15 protein-coding genes are annotated in these 16,751 nt (G+C 38.7%); 4 read left to right on the top strand and 11 right to left on the bottom strand.

Annotation, left to right across the window (positions count from 1 at the left end):
* Positions 1-158: 158 nt before the first annotated feature.
* Both NIZ91_03945 and NIZ91_03940 read right to left on the bottom strand, forming a co-directional pair.
* Entirely contained in the window at positions 159-929 is a 771-nt protein-coding gene (locus NIZ91_03945) for a DUF2268 domain-containing protein (protein USY55819.1), read from the bottom strand.
* Positions 930-1,246: 317 nt separating this feature from the next.
* Complete coding sequence (locus NIZ91_03940; protein USY55818.1) at positions 1,247-1,957, bottom strand: GntR family transcriptional regulator; 711 nt, start codon at positions 1,955-1,957, stop codon at positions 1,247-1,249.
* Between the two features lie 216 nt (positions 1,958-2,173).
* Here NIZ91_03940 and NIZ91_03935 point away from each other — a divergent pair, with 216 nt between their 5' ends.
* The gene (locus NIZ91_03935) at positions 2,174-4,075 is read left to right on the top strand and encodes a beta-glucoside-specific PTS transporter subunit IIABC (GenBank protein USY55817.1); all 1,902 of its coding nucleotides are present in this window, start codon (positions 2,174-2,176) and stop codon (positions 4,073-4,075) included.
* A 13-nt stretch (positions 4,076-4,088) separates the two neighbouring features.
* Positions 4,089-5,528, top strand: coding sequence for a 6-phospho-beta-glucosidase BglA (gene bglA, locus NIZ91_03930; protein USY55816.1), 1,440 nt, complete (start codon positions 4,089-4,091; stop codon positions 5,526-5,528).
* A 46-nt stretch (positions 5,529-5,574) separates the two neighbouring features.
* Here bglA and fabF read toward each other — a convergent pair whose 3' ends face one another.
* Together fabF and NIZ91_03920 are read right to left on the bottom strand one after the other, a co-directional pair.
* On the bottom strand, positions 5,575-6,816 hold the full coding sequence (fabF, locus tag NIZ91_03925; GenBank protein USY55815.1) for a beta-ketoacyl-ACP synthase II: 1,242 nt from the start codon (positions 6,814-6,816) through the stop codon (positions 5,575-5,577).
* A gap of 34 nt (positions 6,817-6,850) precedes the next feature.
* Entirely contained in the window at positions 6,851-7,789 is a 939-nt protein-coding gene (locus NIZ91_03920; GenBank protein ID USY55814.1) for a ketoacyl-ACP synthase III, read from the bottom strand.
* A 276-nt stretch (positions 7,790-8,065) separates the two neighbouring features.
* On the opposite strand from NIZ91_03920, the gene NIZ91_03915 reads away from it, so the two are divergent.
* A complete protein-coding gene (locus NIZ91_03915) occupies positions 8,066-8,257 on the top strand; it encodes a hypothetical protein (GenBank protein ID USY55813.1) in 192 nt (63 codons plus the stop codon).
* 17 nt (positions 8,258-8,274) lie between these two features.
* Here NIZ91_03915 and NIZ91_03910 read toward each other — a convergent pair whose 3' ends face one another.
* The 3 genes from NIZ91_03910 to NIZ91_03900 form a co-directional block, all read right to left on the bottom strand.
* Positions 8,275-8,466 carry a ComZ family protein gene (locus NIZ91_03910; GenBank protein USY55812.1) on the bottom strand — a complete coding sequence of 64 codons (192 nt, stop codon included), beginning with the start codon at positions 8,464-8,466 and terminating at the stop codon, positions 8,275-8,277.
* Positions 8,467-8,581: 115 nt separating this feature from the next.
* The gene (locus tag NIZ91_03905) at positions 8,582-9,481 is read right to left on the bottom strand and encodes an NAD(P)-dependent oxidoreductase (protein USY55811.1); all 900 of its coding nucleotides are present in this window, start codon (positions 9,479-9,481) and stop codon (positions 8,582-8,584) included.
* A 41-nt stretch (positions 9,482-9,522) separates the two neighbouring features.
* The gene (locus NIZ91_03900; GenBank protein USY55810.1) at positions 9,523-10,260 is read right to left on the bottom strand and encodes an alpha/beta hydrolase; all 738 of its coding nucleotides are present in this window, start codon (positions 10,258-10,260) and stop codon (positions 9,523-9,525) included.
* A gap of 247 nt (positions 10,261-10,507) precedes the next feature.
* On the opposite strand from NIZ91_03900, the gene NIZ91_03895 reads away from it, so the two are divergent.
* Entirely contained in the window at positions 10,508-10,696 is a 189-nt protein-coding gene (locus NIZ91_03895; protein USY55809.1) for a YjzD family protein, read from the top strand.
* A gap of 30 nt (positions 10,697-10,726) precedes the next feature.
* On the opposite strand, the gene NIZ91_03890 is transcribed toward NIZ91_03895, so the two are convergent.
* The 4 genes from NIZ91_03890 to NIZ91_03875 are packed head-to-tail and all read right to left on the bottom strand — an operon-like array spanning position 10,727 to position 16,565.
* Positions 10,727-12,721 (bottom strand): beta-galactosidase, encoded by a 1,995-nt coding sequence (locus NIZ91_03890; protein USY55808.1) that lies wholly within the window; start codon positions 12,719-12,721, stop codon positions 10,727-10,729.
* A 59-nt stretch (positions 12,722-12,780) separates the two neighbouring features.
* Positions 12,781-14,316 carry a UDP-glucose--hexose-1-phosphate uridylyltransferase gene (gene galT, locus NIZ91_03885; protein ID USY55807.1) on the bottom strand — a complete coding sequence of 512 codons (1,536 nt, stop codon included), beginning with the start codon at positions 14,314-14,316 and terminating at the stop codon, positions 12,781-12,783.
* A gap of 57 nt (positions 14,317-14,373) precedes the next feature.
* On the bottom strand, positions 14,374-15,372 hold the full coding sequence (galE, locus tag NIZ91_03880; protein USY55806.1) for a UDP-glucose 4-epimerase GalE: 999 nt from the start codon (positions 15,370-15,372) through the stop codon (positions 14,374-14,376).
* 14 nt (positions 15,373-15,386) lie between these two features.
* Complete coding sequence (locus tag NIZ91_03875) at positions 15,387-16,565, bottom strand: galactokinase (protein USY55805.1); 1,179 nt, start codon at positions 16,563-16,565, stop codon at positions 15,387-15,389.
* Positions 16,566-16,751 lie beyond the last annotated feature (186 nt).

Raw genomic sequence — 16,751 nt, 5'->3', positions numbered from 1 at the left:
GTATAGGCAGACAAAGGAAGTTTTATTCCAAAACATACTATTTTCTTTCTAATTTTTTCAAAGCTTTTTGTATCGTTATTTTCTTTCTTTTTTCAAGTTTCTACTATTATATAATGTGTTTGTCAGACCTTCTGACAAACACATATATCGATTTCATTTTAAAAAGTTGATTTACTTAAAATTTCTTCTGATGTAAGCTGAAAAAATTGTTTTGTGTTATATCCAAACTGCTGAGATATTTTGTTAATCATTTGATAGCCGATATTGTACCCTAGCATTGTTGGGTACCACTTATGACCATATAATAAATCATCGTATTTTTTATCACGAGGTGTTAATTTTATATATTCCTCTACATACTTGTTCCAAAACCTTTTTACTTCTTCATACGTATAATAAGCTGTCCAAGGCGCTAGATATGCTTTTCCACAATACTCGTTTACGGCCAATTCAGCTAAGCCTTCCATCAGCATAGCATCTAACAACGTAATAGTTCGATCACTTTTTTTCATCTGCATTAACCGACAAGCATGATGATATTCATGTGTCAAAACAGAGAGGACTTCTTCATCAGTCGTTTGAGTAGTGAGCAGTACGAAGATTTTATCTGTAAACGCTACTCCTGCTCTACCATGAAATTCCCTTTGCATTTTATGATTATGAGGATTGCTGGGCAGCAAAAATACCGGTATATCTGGCCCTCCCCACTCATGCTTCAAGAGTTCAAATTTTCTCTTTATCTTTTTCCATAGAGTACGCCTTTCCCCTATTTTTTTCAATTCACTCATGAAGGTTGATGAAGGTGGACACATCCCATATCCGACTAAAACATCTAAGAATTTGTCTTTTGATAAACCTTTAAAATAGCGTTCAAGGCGGGTCACAACTTCCTTTTCATTTGTCCATTTTAACGTAGCGACAATCGGCATTATATCACCTTCAATTTAAATTACTGTCGCTTTCATCTTATGTAGTAGACGTTTTTTTGGTCTCTATATTTAAGCATAAAAAAGAAGCTGGGATATAACAAAACAAATCTTCAACCAGACGAAGACTCCCTTTTCTCACTTCTTTACGTTGTCAGAACATGTTTGTTTCATTGCACTACGGCCGCTCGCTTCATTCCTCTGTGTTTCCAAAATCATTTTCACAACCAATAAAAAACCTAAACGAATAAAAGTGAGAAACTCTCAATCGCTTAGGTTTATCATTAGCTGAATTACTTATGTACCAGCCTCTTTTCATCTTAAAAAATATGAGTAGTTGCTTGAATAAAGAACTGGGATTGCTGATAGTTATACGTTACCTTTGAAAAATCGAAAGGCTGACCATTTGCTAAATGAAACACAGTTTCAATAGACATTGCGGGATCATCCTTGTAAAGTTTTAAATGATGAGCTACCTCTTCTGTTAGCTTCCCAACATGCACGTACAAATCTGAAAATCCAATCCTTAATCCCAATGCTTCTTGAAGATAGTTAAAAATAGACTCTGATACAATCTCTTTATTCAAATATGTAACAATGTTTTTATTATAAAAAGACTCTTCCAAACATAACGCTTGCCCATTGATATAACGAATTCGCTTGATATAGTAAACATCTTCCTCTACATCAATATTTAAGTTAAGTGCTACCTCTTGAGTTGGTTTTCTTACTTCTAACTCCAAGACTTCAGATGTTAAACGAAAACCTTCTAATTCACTTGTAAACCCTTGATTTGAAAGCAAACTAATATAGCCTTTTCGTCTATGTCTTCTTACAAAAATACCGCTCCCTCGAACTTGAAACACAACGCCTTTTTTCTCTAATAAATCCAATGCTTTAGTAATTGTGCTCTTGCTAACGGTAAACTTTGTCATTAAATCTTCTAATACCGGCAGCTTATCTCCCTGTTGAAGCTTATTCTCTTCAATATACTTTTCAATGTGAATTGCAATTTGTTGATACTTAACCATACAACATTCCTCTTTAACTTAGACTATTTTCCACAAGCTTTAGTAAAGTTCTTACCCAAAATATTTTTTCTAAATTTATTGTACGACAATTATATCATAAAAGAAAAAAGAATTACTCCACCCATTATATATATACAATATAATTATTTATGTATTGATAAATTGTATCGATACAATTATAATGTAAGCGTATACTAAATCGAAAGGGAGATTTATATGGGGGGAAAAATAAGAGATTACCGTAAGCTTGCAGGAGATATTGTGGAAGCAGTTGGTGGTGAAGATAACATCATTAGCGCGACTCGCTGCGCAACTCGGCTTCGAATTGTATTAAAACGATCGCAATCAGATGCTAAGCGTAAGGTTGCTGCAATGCCTGGCGTTATTACAGTCGTTGAAAACAGCGGACAATTTCAAGTGGTTATTGGTCAACACGTCGGGGAAGTATATGACGAATTTATCGGCTTAGTCAATATTGAAACAAATGAAGAATCTCAGGAGAATAAAGGAACTATTTTAAACCGAATTATTGCGACTATGTCCGCAGTATTCGCACCTTTTATTTATATTTTGGCTGCTGCGGGTATTTTGCAAGGGACGCTTATTTTAGTTAACTTGGCTTGGGAAAGCTTTGCCGCGACCGGGACTTACCAAGTATTGAGCTTTTTATCTTGGGCCCCATTCACTTTTCTACCAATCTTTATTGCCATTACCGCATCCAAGCATTTTAAAACAAACATGTATATTGCAGTTGCTTGTTGCGCTGCGCTCGTTAGTCCGACATGGGCAGAAATGGCAGCAAGCATCGCAGACGGGAATACTATTACGTTTTTAAATTTACCTTTAACAGAAACTGTGTATACGTCTTCTGTTTTACCACCGTTATTTTTAGTTTGGATTTTGTCTTATGTTGAGAAGTTCTTAAATAAGCAAATTAACGTTATCGTTCGACCATTATTTGTACCATTGCTGTGCATGGTCATCATGGTTCCTCTAACAATCTTGTTAATTGGTCCAGCTTCAACAATGGGAGCTAATGGAATTGCAAACGGATACAACTTTTTAGCAGAAAATGTCCCTGCTTTAGCCGGAGCAATTATCGGAGGTTTTTGGCAAGCAATCGTTATTTTTGGCGTCCATTGGGGTGTAACGCCAATGGTGCTGGCTAACTTCGATCAATACGGCAGAGATTCTTTCCAAGCATATCAAACCATTGCGGTTATTGCTCAGGTTGGTGCTGTACTTGGGGTATTCTTAAAAGCAAAAAGTCAGGAAGTGAAAAAAGTAGGTGTCTCTGCTGGCATTACAGGTATTTTTGGTATCACAGAGCCGGCCATTTATGGAGTTAACCTTCGCTTTAAAAAGCCATTTATTTTTGGATGCTTATCAGGTGCGACCGGAGCGGTTGTAGCAAGCTTTTTTAATCCATATTATTTTGCATATGCAGGTTTACCAGGTCCTCTAACACTTGTAAATGGTATCAGTTCAGACTACCCAAGTTCCATTTGGGGAATTTTAATTGGAAGTGCTATCGCAATTATTATGCCAATTGTTCTTATTCAAATTTTTGGTTTTGGTGAAGATACTGCAACAGACGGTGCGGACAGCAATGCTATTGAAAATCAAGAGGTAGCAGCCGCTTCAGACAGTCAAACAATGAATAAAGATGAAGAAATGACGAGCCCAATGACCGGAAAAGTCATTCCTTTATCACAAGTTCCTGACGAAGTATTCAGCTCTGGTGCCATGGGTGAAGGAATAGCAATTGAACCTTCTGATAACAAACTTGTTGCTCCATTTGACGGTGCTGTTATCATGATTGCACCATCAAAGCACGCTATAGGCCTTCGTTCAGACAGCGGTATTGAACTTTTGATTCATATCGGTCTAGATACTGTAACCCTAGACGGACAACCGTTTACTTTACATGTTAAAGATGGAGATAAAGTAAAAAAGGGCGATTTAATAGCTGAATTTGACCTTGAATCTATTAAACAAGCAAACTTAAAAACGATTACGCCAATCATCATTACAAATTCACATGCTTATAAAAAAGTCATTGCTGAAGATGTTCAATCCAGCACAGTAACAACAAACCTATTTACCATTGTGAAATAAGGAGGAAATAACAATGAAGAACATGCCAAAGAACTTTTTATGGGGAGGCGCTTTAGCTGCGCATCAATTTGAAGGTGGGTGGAACGCCGGAGGCAAAGGACCGAGCGTTGTGGATGTCTTAACAGCGGGCGCACATGGCGTACCGCGTCGAATTACTGACAAAGTTGAAGAAAATGAGTTTTATCCAAATCATGAAGCGATTGATTTTTACCATCGTTACAAAGAAGATATCGCTTTATTTGCTGAAATGGGCTTAAAATGCCTTCGCACATCAATTGGATGGAGTCGCATCTTCCCTTGTGGTGATGAAGAAGAGCCAAATGAAGAAGGATTAGCATTTTATGATAACGTTTTTGATGAACTACTAAAACACGGTATTGAACCTGTTATCACTCTATCTCATTTCGAAATGCCACTTCATTTAGCGCGAGAATACGGCGGATTCCGCAGCAGAAAAGTAGTTGACCATTTTGCTAAATTCGCAGAAGTATGCTTCAAACGTTATGAACATAAAGTGAAGTATTGGATGACTTTTAATGAAATCAACAACAAAATGGACGTGAATAACCCCCTATTTTTATGGACGAATTCAGGAGTAATCGTTAAAGAAGGAGAAAACGCAAAAGAAATTATGTATCAAGCTGGACACCATGAGCTATTAGCTAGTGCTTTAGCTGTGGCAAAAGGAAAAGAAATCAATCCTGAATTCCAAATTGGTGCCATGGTTTCACATGTTCCTATCTACCCTTATTCTTCTAATCCAGAAGATGTAATGTTAGCTGAAGAAGAAATGAGACAGCGCTACTTCTTCCCAGATGTTCAAGTTCGCGGTTATTATCCAAGCTATGCTTTAAAAGAATTCGAAAGAGAAGGCTATCATATTCCATTTGAAGACGGAGATTCAGAGATTTTAAAGAACGGTAAAGTTGATTATCTAGGATTTAGCTACTATATGTCTACCACTGTAAAAAGTGATGTTCAAAACGACAATACTGGTGACGTTGTGAACGGTGGATTACCGAACAGCGTTGAAAATCCATACATCGAGTCAAGTGACTGGGGCTGGGCAATTGATCCTACTGGCTTAAGATATACGTTAAACCGCTTTTATGATCGCTACCAAATCCCATTATTCATTGTCGAAAATGGCTTTGGCGCTATCGATACGCTAGAAGAAGATGGATCAATTCATGACGCTCAGCGAATTGATTATTTAAAATCTCATATTGAAGCTCTTGAAAAAGCCGTTACGTATGATGGAGTGGACTTACTTGGATATACACCTTGGGGAATTATTGATATCGTGTCCTTTACAACAGGCGAAATGAAAAAGCGCTACGGTATGATTTATGTCGATCGTGACAATGACGGAAATGGTTCAATGAAACGCTTGAAAAAAGATTCATTCAACTGGTATAAGCAAGTTATTCAAACAAATGGTGAAAAGTTATAAGAATGGACATAGAAAAACACAGCGGCTAAACCGCTGTGTTTTTTAATTAAGCTTCATATTTTTTAAAGATAATTGTTGCGTTGTGACCGCCAAAGCCTAAAGAGTTACTTAATACTGCCTTAACTTCTTGCTTTCTAGCTTTATTTGGAACATAGTCTAAATCGCACTCTTCATCAGGGGTTACATAATTGATTGTTGGTGGAATAATACCATCAGCAATTGCTTTTACGCTAAAGATTGCTTCGACACCACCAGCTGCCCCTAGCAAATGACCTGTCATTGATTTTGTCGAGCTGATTGCTACTGATTTAGCATACTCTCCAAACACTTCTTTAATCGCCATTGTTTCAAACTTGTCGTTGTACTCAGTGCTTGTACCGTGAGCATTGATGTAGCTGATATCTTGTGGTTCAAGACCTGCATCAGAGATGGCTTTTTTCATCGCGCGAACGCCGCCTTCTCCTCCTGGAGCTGGCGCTGTGATATGATGCGCGTCGCCTGTAGAACCATAGCCAACAATTTCTGCATATATGCGTGCACCGCGTGCTAGCGCATGTTCAAGCTCTTCCAATACAACAATTCCTGCACCTTCACCCATGATAAAGCCATCACGGTCTTTATCAAAAGGACGACAAGCTTTTTCTGGATCTGGATTAGTGGATAGCGCTTTGTTTGCACAGAAACCAGCGATTGACAGCTTTGTGATTGGCGCTTCTGTTCCGCCCGTAATCATCACATCAGCATCTCCGCGCTGAATAACTTTAAACGCATCTCCGATTGAGTTTGTACCAGTTGCACATGCCGTCACGGTACAAGAGTTTACGCCTTTTGCACCTAGAGCAATCGATACTTGACCAGTAGCCATATCCGGAATCATCATTGGAATAAAGAATGGACTTACGCGACGCTGACCTTTTGAAAGCAATGTTTCAAACTGGTTTTCGAACGTTTCCATTCCACCAATTCCAGACCCAATCCAGACTCCTACGTTTGGTGCGATTTCATCTGTGATGTTTAAGTCTGCATCTTTAACTGCCATTAGAGACGCTGCTAATGCATACTGCGTAAAGCGGTCCATTTTGCGTGCATCTTTTTTATCGATAAACTCCTCAACATTAAAATCTTTTAATTCCGCAGCTACTTTGGCAGGAAATTCTTCTGGATTTAAGCGAGTTAATGGACCGATACCTGATACACCTGCAACTGCATTTTCCCAAGTTGTGTCCACGTTATTTCCTAATGGCGTTACCGCTCCAAGACCTGTTACAACAACACGTTTATTACTCATGTTAGCTTCATCTCCTTCAAAAAATTATCTACAATTATCTTCCCCATCTAATTGCGATTGCCCCCCATGTAAGGCCACCGCCAAAACCTACCATTACAAGTAGATCATCATCTTTAATTTTACCTTGCTCCAACTCATGCACAATTGAAATCGGAATTGACGCAGCAGATGTATTTCCGTAGTACTGAATCGTTTTTGACATCTTTTCTTCTGGTAAATCTAATCGCTGCCTTGATGCTTCCATAATACGAATGTTCGCTTGGTGTGGAATTAAGAAATCCACATCTTCTTTTGATAACCCAGCTTTATCAAGAACATTAATAGCTGATTCACCCATTTGACGTACCGCAAATTTAAATACTTCTCGGCCGTTCATGATGATGTGATCATGTTCATTTTGATATAGGTGCTTTCCACCTGTACCATCTGAACCTAGTTCAAATGATAGAATGCCTCGACCTTCTGATACAGGTCCAACAACAACCGCGCCAGCACCGTCACCAAATAACACGGCAGTATTACGATCGTTCCAGTCTGTAATCTTTGAAAGTTTTTCAACACCAACCACTAAGACATTTTTATAAGCATTCGTTTCAATGAACTGTTTTGCAGTAATGACGCCATACATAAAGCCCGCACAAGCTGCGCTCACATCATAAGCTGCTGCTTTTTTCGCTCCTAGCTTTTCTTGTAACATACAAGAAACGGTTGGAAACGGTTGGTCTGGTGTTACCGTTGCGACGATGATCATATCAAGATCTTCAGCTGAGATATTTGCATCTTCTAGTGCCTTCACTGCCGCTTTATACGCTAAATCAGATGTATCTTCATTGTCTGCAGCGATTCGTCTTTCCTGAATACCCGTTCTTGTACGAATCCACTCATCTGAAGTATCAACCATTTTTTCAAGGTCAAAGTTTGTTAAAATTTTTTCTGGTACATAGCGTCCAATTCCAATTACACCAGCGTTCATACTCTTCACTCCTTTTATAGAAGATGTGGGAACTACACACCTTAACGACTGCCTTTATGGAACAAAGCAGCCTCTTTTTGATCAATCCTCGCTACTAAGATGATCGTTTCTATATCTTTTACAGTTTATATAATCAAATATTATGAGTTGGTACTAATTTTACTTCATTTTTTATTTTTTGTCTATATAGGTGTTTGTCCTAGTCGAATTTAATCGCTTCTACATATAGTGTTTATACGCAATGTTTTTACTCTTACCAAGAAAGGATGAGCCAACATGGCGCGCAGACGCTCACCTGACTTTTTCTCACAAGTGATGTTTGGTCGTTCTCCTAAGCAAGAGGAAGAAAAAGTAGACTGGGAATCCTTGCTTGCTCAAATCGATGAGATTATCGTTTCAATCGATGAATTAGCTCCTCTGCTTCTGGAGCTTTCTCCACTGCTTGATCGCTTCCTCGACAAAAAATAACAGTCCACTCTGGACTGTTATTTTTCATTCTGTTCTTTTAACGCGTCTTCTTTACCAAGTTCATAAGCATCGTTCATTACTTTTGTTAGAAGCCCTAGAACTGGTTGAACATGCTCCATAGATAGTTCTACGCCTGTTTGATCTAAAATCTCTTTTGCTTCTGGTAAATACTTCATTGCGATTTGCATAAACTGCATTTGTTGTTCCATTATTCTTTCTCCTTCATAATAAAAATCTATTCTTTCGTTTCACATTTTATATTAGCGATTATTATGCAAAAGCACAACCAGTACAGCTTCTCCTTTTACTCACTCATGAACATCTTTAAAAGAATGTTCTCATATGCCTTCTTTGAGCGCGAATTCCCTCTTTTAAAGTTGTTTTTGTTTCATAGTTTAAAAGTGTTTTTGCTTTTTTACTATACTCGTAAACTTCGTGTCGATTATTTTCCTCCACGTAGTCTTTATTCAGCAACTGTGCACCATGCTCCCATTTTTCTATTTTGGGGTCAAGTAAGTGAATTACTTCATTTCCATTTGTTTTTTCTTCTTTACATTTTAAAAAGGCAGGTACAACATCTTCAATATACGCAATATAGTCGGTACCTTCTCTTATATCCGCTGGCTTTTGGTTACTTAATAGCTGTGAATAATACATGGAAAGCGGCTGCCACGGGCCATACAAGCTGGGGATTCGGACAATAATGCACGTTAACCCCTTGTCTCGATACTTATTAATAAGCTGCTCAAACTGGAGAAAGAGGCGCCCTTCACTATTGTCAGGTTCAGGTTTTGTTTCTTCTCTTACCTTTAACTGTTTTTTTCCAAATACGCGTAAAGATGATGTCAAGATTAGCTTAGTATGAGTTTGAATGCACTTTTTTACTACATCACGCAGCGTTTGATATGCATTGTTCATCTCTTCTCGTAAAAAATCATCATGATAAAAATCGCCACCGTCAAAGTATGCAAAGTATACAGCATCTGTTTCGAATGTAATCATATCTAGAACATCATGATCTGTTCGCTTTTCAAAATTAGCATTCCGTCCTAACAGCAACCCCATTTCATTTTGCAAACTTGTTTCAGAATTATGAGCTTTATGAACAGATCCACTCACTTCTTCTCCATTTTCTAACAGCGCCGTACAAAGGTGGAACCCCAAAAAACGGTTCGCTCCTATCACTACACAATTCCCCATTTCTTCTCCCCCAGTCTTATTCATAAAAAAAGCCCCTATGATATGTATAATCATAGGAGCTCTCCTTATAACACTTTTTCATTTAGTTTATAAAATTGTAAAAGCGAACGTTCAAACAGATATTTTTTTTCCATTAGATAAAGCGACAATGAAATCGGTGATTGTAAGCTTAGGCGGTGCTGCTCATACTGCTTGCTGTGAATAAGCGGATAGTGAGTCACTTCATTAGCAGTGGTCCAAATTTTCACAGGCAGTGTAGACGTTAGTTGTTCACATGTAGGATACTGAGCAATCATTTTCGTAACTTGTTTACGCTCTACATCATAGGCTAGCGTCATATCTCTTGTAAATTGCTTGTAAAAAAATTTATTCTGTTTCTCATGACTAGCATGCGTATGCAAATCAATACACGGATTCAAAAGAGCTACCGATCGAATAAACGTTTCTCCGCCTTCCATTAATTGCATGGCGAGCAGTGCCCCCATACCTTCTGCCAAAATGTGAATGCGTTTATTTAAGATTTCTTGTTTCATAATCAAGTGATATAACTGTTTGGCTAAGCGGTTTGCTTTCGGGCTGCCCCAATGGCGTCCGTATAAATTGGAATAAAAAACAGTATAGCCTTCATCTTGTAAATATTGCAGCAGTTGAGATCTGCCACCGTGCTGAATCCAAAGACTTGTAGAGCTTTCAACAAAGTGGTCTTTATCACCAAGTACTAACACACCGAAACCGTTCGGCTTTTCTGGTACATGTACGACATTCCATTGAGTATCTAGACTAAAAAAACGCCGATGCATCATGACTGATCCTCCGTATAAAAAGCTACTTTCCTTTCATACAGCTTATGATAAAGCGTCACAATGTGACCGATTCGAATGCCTATTTATTCATGAGTTTATCAATAAGGTATACACTTTTTTAAAATAAAAACGAGCTCTGTGTATAAACAAACTTAATAGAAAATACTATTCATAAAAAATTCAATTTCTTCTTTGTAAACGCTATGATAAAATAAAGTCAAACTGTACTGTGAATGGGGTGAAAGTTGTGCGCGTTATTGCTGCTTTATTTTGGGGATTTTTATTAATTAACATGTCTGTATACGTTATTTCTTCTATGTCTGGTCAAGCGTTTGATTTTGCAACCGCTTCGATTATCAGCGTGGTATTCACGTTGCTTGTTATTATACTTGGTGAAGCTGGTGTTCCAAACGAACCGGTTGAAAATCATCATTAAAAAACCGCTAGCAAAAGCTAGCGGTTTTTTTTATTCTTTGATTAACACTACCGCTTGAAGCGGCTTCAGCGTTAATTCACCTTTTACAAGCTCATTGGTTGCGGCTGCCTTCCATTTTCCGTTCGGAAGCGCAACTGATGTTGTCTCTGCTGTTGAATGATTCAAGAAGCTATAGAATTGACCTCTTTTTACAACTTCAACTTCACCATTGGTTTTAAATGTATCTACTTGTGCTTCAGCTAAGATATCATCATACAATCCGTCTAGCATAGCATCTTCAACGGCTGTACCGATATAATACACAGTTCCTTTTCCAAAGCTATTTTTTGTAATAGCTGCAGTACCTTCATAGAAACAATCTCTATACTCTGCCAGTACTTCAGCCGTTGTTGGTTCAATTAAATCACACCAAATTGTTGCTGTTGATGCTTGCCCTTTTATCGCACCTTTTGTACCTACAATCGTATTTTGCTGTGATGTTTGTAGAGATTCATATTCATGAATTTGAATACCCGTAAACTCCGATAATGCACCAGGAAGCGTTTGTCCTGTGACAAAATTATTTTCTTCTTTTACACCTGCACGGTATGATAAAATAGCTGTTCCGCCATTTGAGACAAACTGCTGTAGCTTTTCCGTAAACTCACTATTTGTTAAGAAGTAAATCGGCACGATAACCACTTTGTAGCGCGCTAAGTCATCTGCAGCGGTAACCAAGTCCGTTAATACGTTTGCACTATGCACCGGGCGATAGAAACGCAGAAACTCTTGCTTGTAAGCAAATGCATCACTTTGAGGCTGAATTCCCCACGCCCATGCATTCTCAATATCATAGTAAGCTGCTACTTCCGCTTCATATGGAGCATTAATCCACTCATCACCAAACGTTTTTAGTTCTTGAATAACTTCTTTTACTTCCTCGTACTTGCGCTTTGGTAGTCCATCATGATCTAAAATGCCGTGACAAAATTCTTCTGTACCAAACTGCGCTGCGCGCCAGCGGAAATAAACAATTGCTTCTGCGCCTCGAGAAATAGCTTGGTACGTCCACAACTTAATATGACCCGGACGCGGTAAGTAGCCAATACGACTCCATCCTTGCGCTCCCGATAGTTCTTCCATTACCCAAAAGTTTTTCCCACCTTTTGCAGATCGACAAAGATCATGCTGTTGAGCAATCGCTGCTGGTTTAATTGGCTCAGCTAACCCGCCCCAGACAGGATAATTATCAAACGAGACAAAATCTAAATCCTTTGACATATCCCATTGATTAATGGCTTGGTCTGTAAATACAAAGTTATGTGTAATAAATTGATCTTTACGAACAATAGAACGTAAGATATCAACTTGAAGTTTATTATAAGCAGTATAAGCATCTGCGCAGAATCGGTCAAAATCTAAAAGAAGACTCGGATTATGCTCTTGATAAACTTTACGCGGGGTTGGAATTTGCGCCCAGTCCGTATACGTTTGACTCCAAAATACCGTTCCCCATTTCTCGTTTAATTGATCAAGCGACTGATACTTCTTTTGTAACCAGCGCTGAAACGCAACTCGGTCAAGCTCTCCATAGCTACGATCTGACTTCTCATGACCATATTCGTTGTCTACCTGCCAACCGATGACATCACGGTGCTGACCATACTTTTCTGCCATTTTTGTTACGATTTTTTTCGTAAACTGATGGTATTTTTCACTATTAACCGTGTAATGTCTACGCGCTCCAAACGAGATCGTTACTCCATTTTCATCAACCGGTAAAATTTCTGGATAGTTGTGAATCATCCAAGCTGGTGGAGTAGCAGTTGGTGTACCAAGCACTACTTTGATTCCGTTACTTGTTAATAGTTCAATGGCTTCATCATATAGTGAAAAGTCGTATACTCCTTCTTTGGGCTCCATTAACTGCCAACCAAATTCAGCAATACGTACAACATTAATACCTAGCTCCTTCATTAAGCGTACGTCCTCTGCCCATCTTGTTTTAGGCCATTGTTCTGGATAATAGTCAACACCAATATACATATCTTTCAGTCTCCCTTTAGCTGTTTATTTATCACATGAATATAAGAATGTTTTCTAGGTTATTCGCTACGCGCCGTTTGTTTTTGTAGCTGTTTTGTAAATTGATGAAAAGCTTCTTTCCCCTGTTCGTCTCGCTTGAACACACCAGCATGCTCTAAAATCGTCATAAACGTGGTACCAAGCTCCTTACGAATAATTTGCTGAACAGTTTCTTTAGTAAAATCCTCATAGCTTTCGCGGAGCTGTTTCATCCATGCTTCATGCTTTTGAATATGCGCATGCTCATCTCGAATCGCACAATCTCCATTAATCAAGTATTCACTGACTAGACGCATTTCTTCTTGTAAGCGGCCCGGTAATACTGCAAGCCCCATCACTTCAATTAGTCCAATGTTTTCTTTTTTGATGTGGTGGACTTCTTTATGAGGATGGTAAATGCCATCGGGATGCTCACCACTCGTTCGGTTATTTCGAAGCACAAGGTCTAGCTCAAATAGCTGTTCTCTGCGCCTTGCAATTGGCGTCACCGTATTGTGTGGCGTATCACCTGTAAAAGCATGAATCCCAACGCTTTCATCACTGTACTGCTGCCATGTTTTGTATACATGATTAGCGCATTCTACTAGTTCATTTTTATCCGTGCTCTGCAAGCGGATAACGGACATCGGCCACCTTACAATCCCCGCTTGAACTGTTGGATAATCTTCCATTGTAAAAGTTGCTTCTACTTTTGCTTTAGCCATTGGAAATTCATGATTTCCACCTTGAAAATGATCGTGAGTTAAGATGGATCCTCCTACAATTGGCAAATCTGCATTTGATCCCAAAAAGTAATGCGGAAATTGATCCGTAAATGACAGCAGGCGTTCAAACGTAGCCGCTGAAGTCTTCATTGGCGTATGTTCACCTGAAAAGACAATGGCATGCTCATGATAATAAACATAAGGTGAAAACTGCAGGTACCACTGTTCTTCTGCAAGTTCAACAGGGATGATGCGATGATTTTGCCTAGCTGGATGATTAACACGTCCGGCATAGCCTGCATTCTCTTTGCAAAGCAGACAGTTTGGATACGAGCTCTCCTTCAGTGTCTTGCTTGCAGCAATTGCTTTTGGGTCTTTCTCTGGTTTTGACAGATTAATTGTAATCTCTAACTGGCCATACGGTGTATCAGTCAGCCACCCTTCATTTTTAGCAATTCGATCTGTTCGAATATAGTGAACATCTTTTGAGTATTGATAAAAATTTTGCGTAGCTTGCTGAGCACCCTCTTGTTGGAATGTTTGATAAAAACGACGATTAACCTCAGATGGAAGTGGGACAAAACTGCCCATGATTTTCGTATCCAGTAAATCTCGGTAAGTGATGGTATTTTCTATTAGATTGTGTTCAGCCGCCCAATCAAGCATTTTCTCTAAAATATCAACCGGATTTTCATAGATTTCTTGATCAACAGCTGCTGGAATATATTCATCGAGCTGCAGTGTCTCTAATAGCCTATTCCGAACAACATCAACGTCCCATACTGTTATAAGCTCTTTTTGCAATCCGTATTGAATAAGTCTTTGAATTTGTTCATGAATGTTGACTGACATACAATCTTCCTTTCTTCTCGTTCCGTAATCTATCGATAAGCTATTATCTCACAGCTTTTATCGTTGAGGCTGTTTATATCCTTCTGGATGTGCTTGAAACCATTTCCATGCACTTTCAATCATTTGCTCCATTGATGTATAGCGTGGATTCCATCCTAATTCATCCATTGCTCTTTGAGAAGACGCTACCAGTTTGGCTGGGTCTCCCGCACGTCTTGGTGCAACAATAGCTGGAATGGAGTGATTCGTTACTTTACGCGCAGCATCAATTACTTCTTTAACCGTAAAACCATTTCCGTTCCCTAAGTTATAAGTACCGCTCGTATTGTCACGAGCTAACTTTTCAAGCGCTAATACATGCGCGTCAGCTAGATCTGTTACGTGAATATAATCTCGAATACACGTGCCGTCTTTTGTATCGTAATCATCACCGAAAATTGAGATATGCTCTCTCTTCCCAAGAGCTACTTGTAAAATAATTGGTATTAAGTGTGTTTCTGGCGTATGATCTTCCCCTAGCTTCCCATCCAAATGAGCACCTGCAACGTTAAAGTAGCGAAGAACAACATAACGAAGTCCATATGCTTTCTCTGACCATTTCAGCATTTTCTCAATCGCTAGTTTCGTTTCACCATAAGGGTTGGTTGGCTCTGTTGGATCATCTTCTAAAATTGGAAAATTCTTTGCTTCTCCATAGGTTGCAGCCGTGGATGAAAATACAATGTGCTTAACACCGTGTTTATTCATCACCTTTAACAAGCAAAGTGCACCGTACACATTGTTATCGTAATACGTTAAAGGGTCCGTTACGCTTTCTCCAACAAGCGAATCTGCTGCAAAATGTACAACGGATTCAATCTCATTTTCCTGAAAAACTTCATCTAAAAACTCGGTATCTCTTAAATCTCCAACATATAAACGTACACCTTCTAAAATCGCTTCTTTATGGCCTTTTTGAAGGTTATCAACAACGACTACGTCTTTCCCTTTATCCAATAACTCTGCTACTGTATGGCTACCGATATAACCAGCGCCTCCACATACTAATACAGCCATTCTTGCTCCTCCTTTTATACCGTTTCTAATGCTAATTCTCGTGCGCCTTCTCCGACTTCTACCACATAGAAATCTGCTTGTAAACCTGTTGCTTTTGTATAAACAGCACCTACTTCATCAATAAATGAATTCACCTTATCTTCTTTTACTATGCTAATTGTGCAACCCCCAAAACCTGCTCCTGTCATTCGAGAGCCGATTACACCTTCTTGAGCCCAGGCTGCTTCAACTAATGCATCCAATTCTTCCCCCGTAACTTCATAATCATCTCGCAATGAACGGTGAGATTCATTCATTAATAAACCTAACCCCTGCAAGTCGCCGTTGTTCAGTTTTACCACAGCTTCTTTTGTTCGTTCATTCTCATAAACTGCATGTTTTGCTCGCTTTTGATTCGTCGGGTTCTTAATCAAATGTTTTAACTGCTCAAACTGTGCTTTCGTTAAATCTCCTAATGATTCAAGTTCATAACCGCTTTTTAAATCTGCTAATGCTTGATCACATTCAGATCGACGCTCATTATATTTCGAATCTGCTAATCCTCTTCGCTTGTTTGTGTTTGCAATTACTAACACTGCATTTTCTAGCTGGAGCGGACTGTACGTGTAGTCAAGAGTTTGACAGTTTAAAAGAATTGCCTTGTCTGCTTTTCCCATTCCAATTGCAAATTGATCCATGATTCCACAGCTGACGCCAATAAATTCATTTTCCGCTTGTTGTGATATCTTAACCATTTCAACCATATCAATATCTAAATCTTCTAATTGATTTAATAAAACAGCTGTTGCTAATTCAATAGATGCTGAAGAGGAGAGCCCAGCACCATTTGGAATATTGCCATAGAATAACACGTCAAATCCATTTCTTAGTTGATGGCCATTTTTAATAAATGTACTGATTACCCCTTTTGGGTAATTAGCCCAATCATGTTGTTCTTCATATACAAGATTATCAAGGTTATATTCAATGACACCTTTATGCTCAAAATTGGACGAGTACATACGAATCTTCTGATCAGTTCGTTTGCACACAACTGCGTATGTTCCAATACTTAAAGCACATGGAAATACGTGCCCCCCGTTATAATCTGTATGTTCACCAATCAAATTGACACGTCCTGGCGCGAAGAAGCAGCGAACGTTTTCCGTTGTTTGAAAGATTTCCTGAAACTTTTTAATTAATTCACCCATCATGTCACATCACCTGTTTCTTTTTTATATCGTTATCTCTAAACTGTAAACGTATTCATGACTCTATTTTAAAAGCGTTAAGCCCGTTTTCTCAATGGTAAAAATAATCCCTGTAAACGGTAATTTCTTGCTAAGAAACAAACTAACATTCATGAACACCTTCTGCTAATAAAAACGGTGAATATCTGT

This window comes from Bacillus sp. 1780r2a1 (assembly GCA_024134725.1).
Taxonomy (GTDB): Bacteria; Bacillota; Bacilli; order Bacillales; family Bacillaceae_H; genus Priestia; species Priestia aryabhattai_A.
The sequence above is the reverse complement of the archived record's forward strand: the minus strand, read 5'-3'. Positions and strand labels throughout refer to the sequence as shown.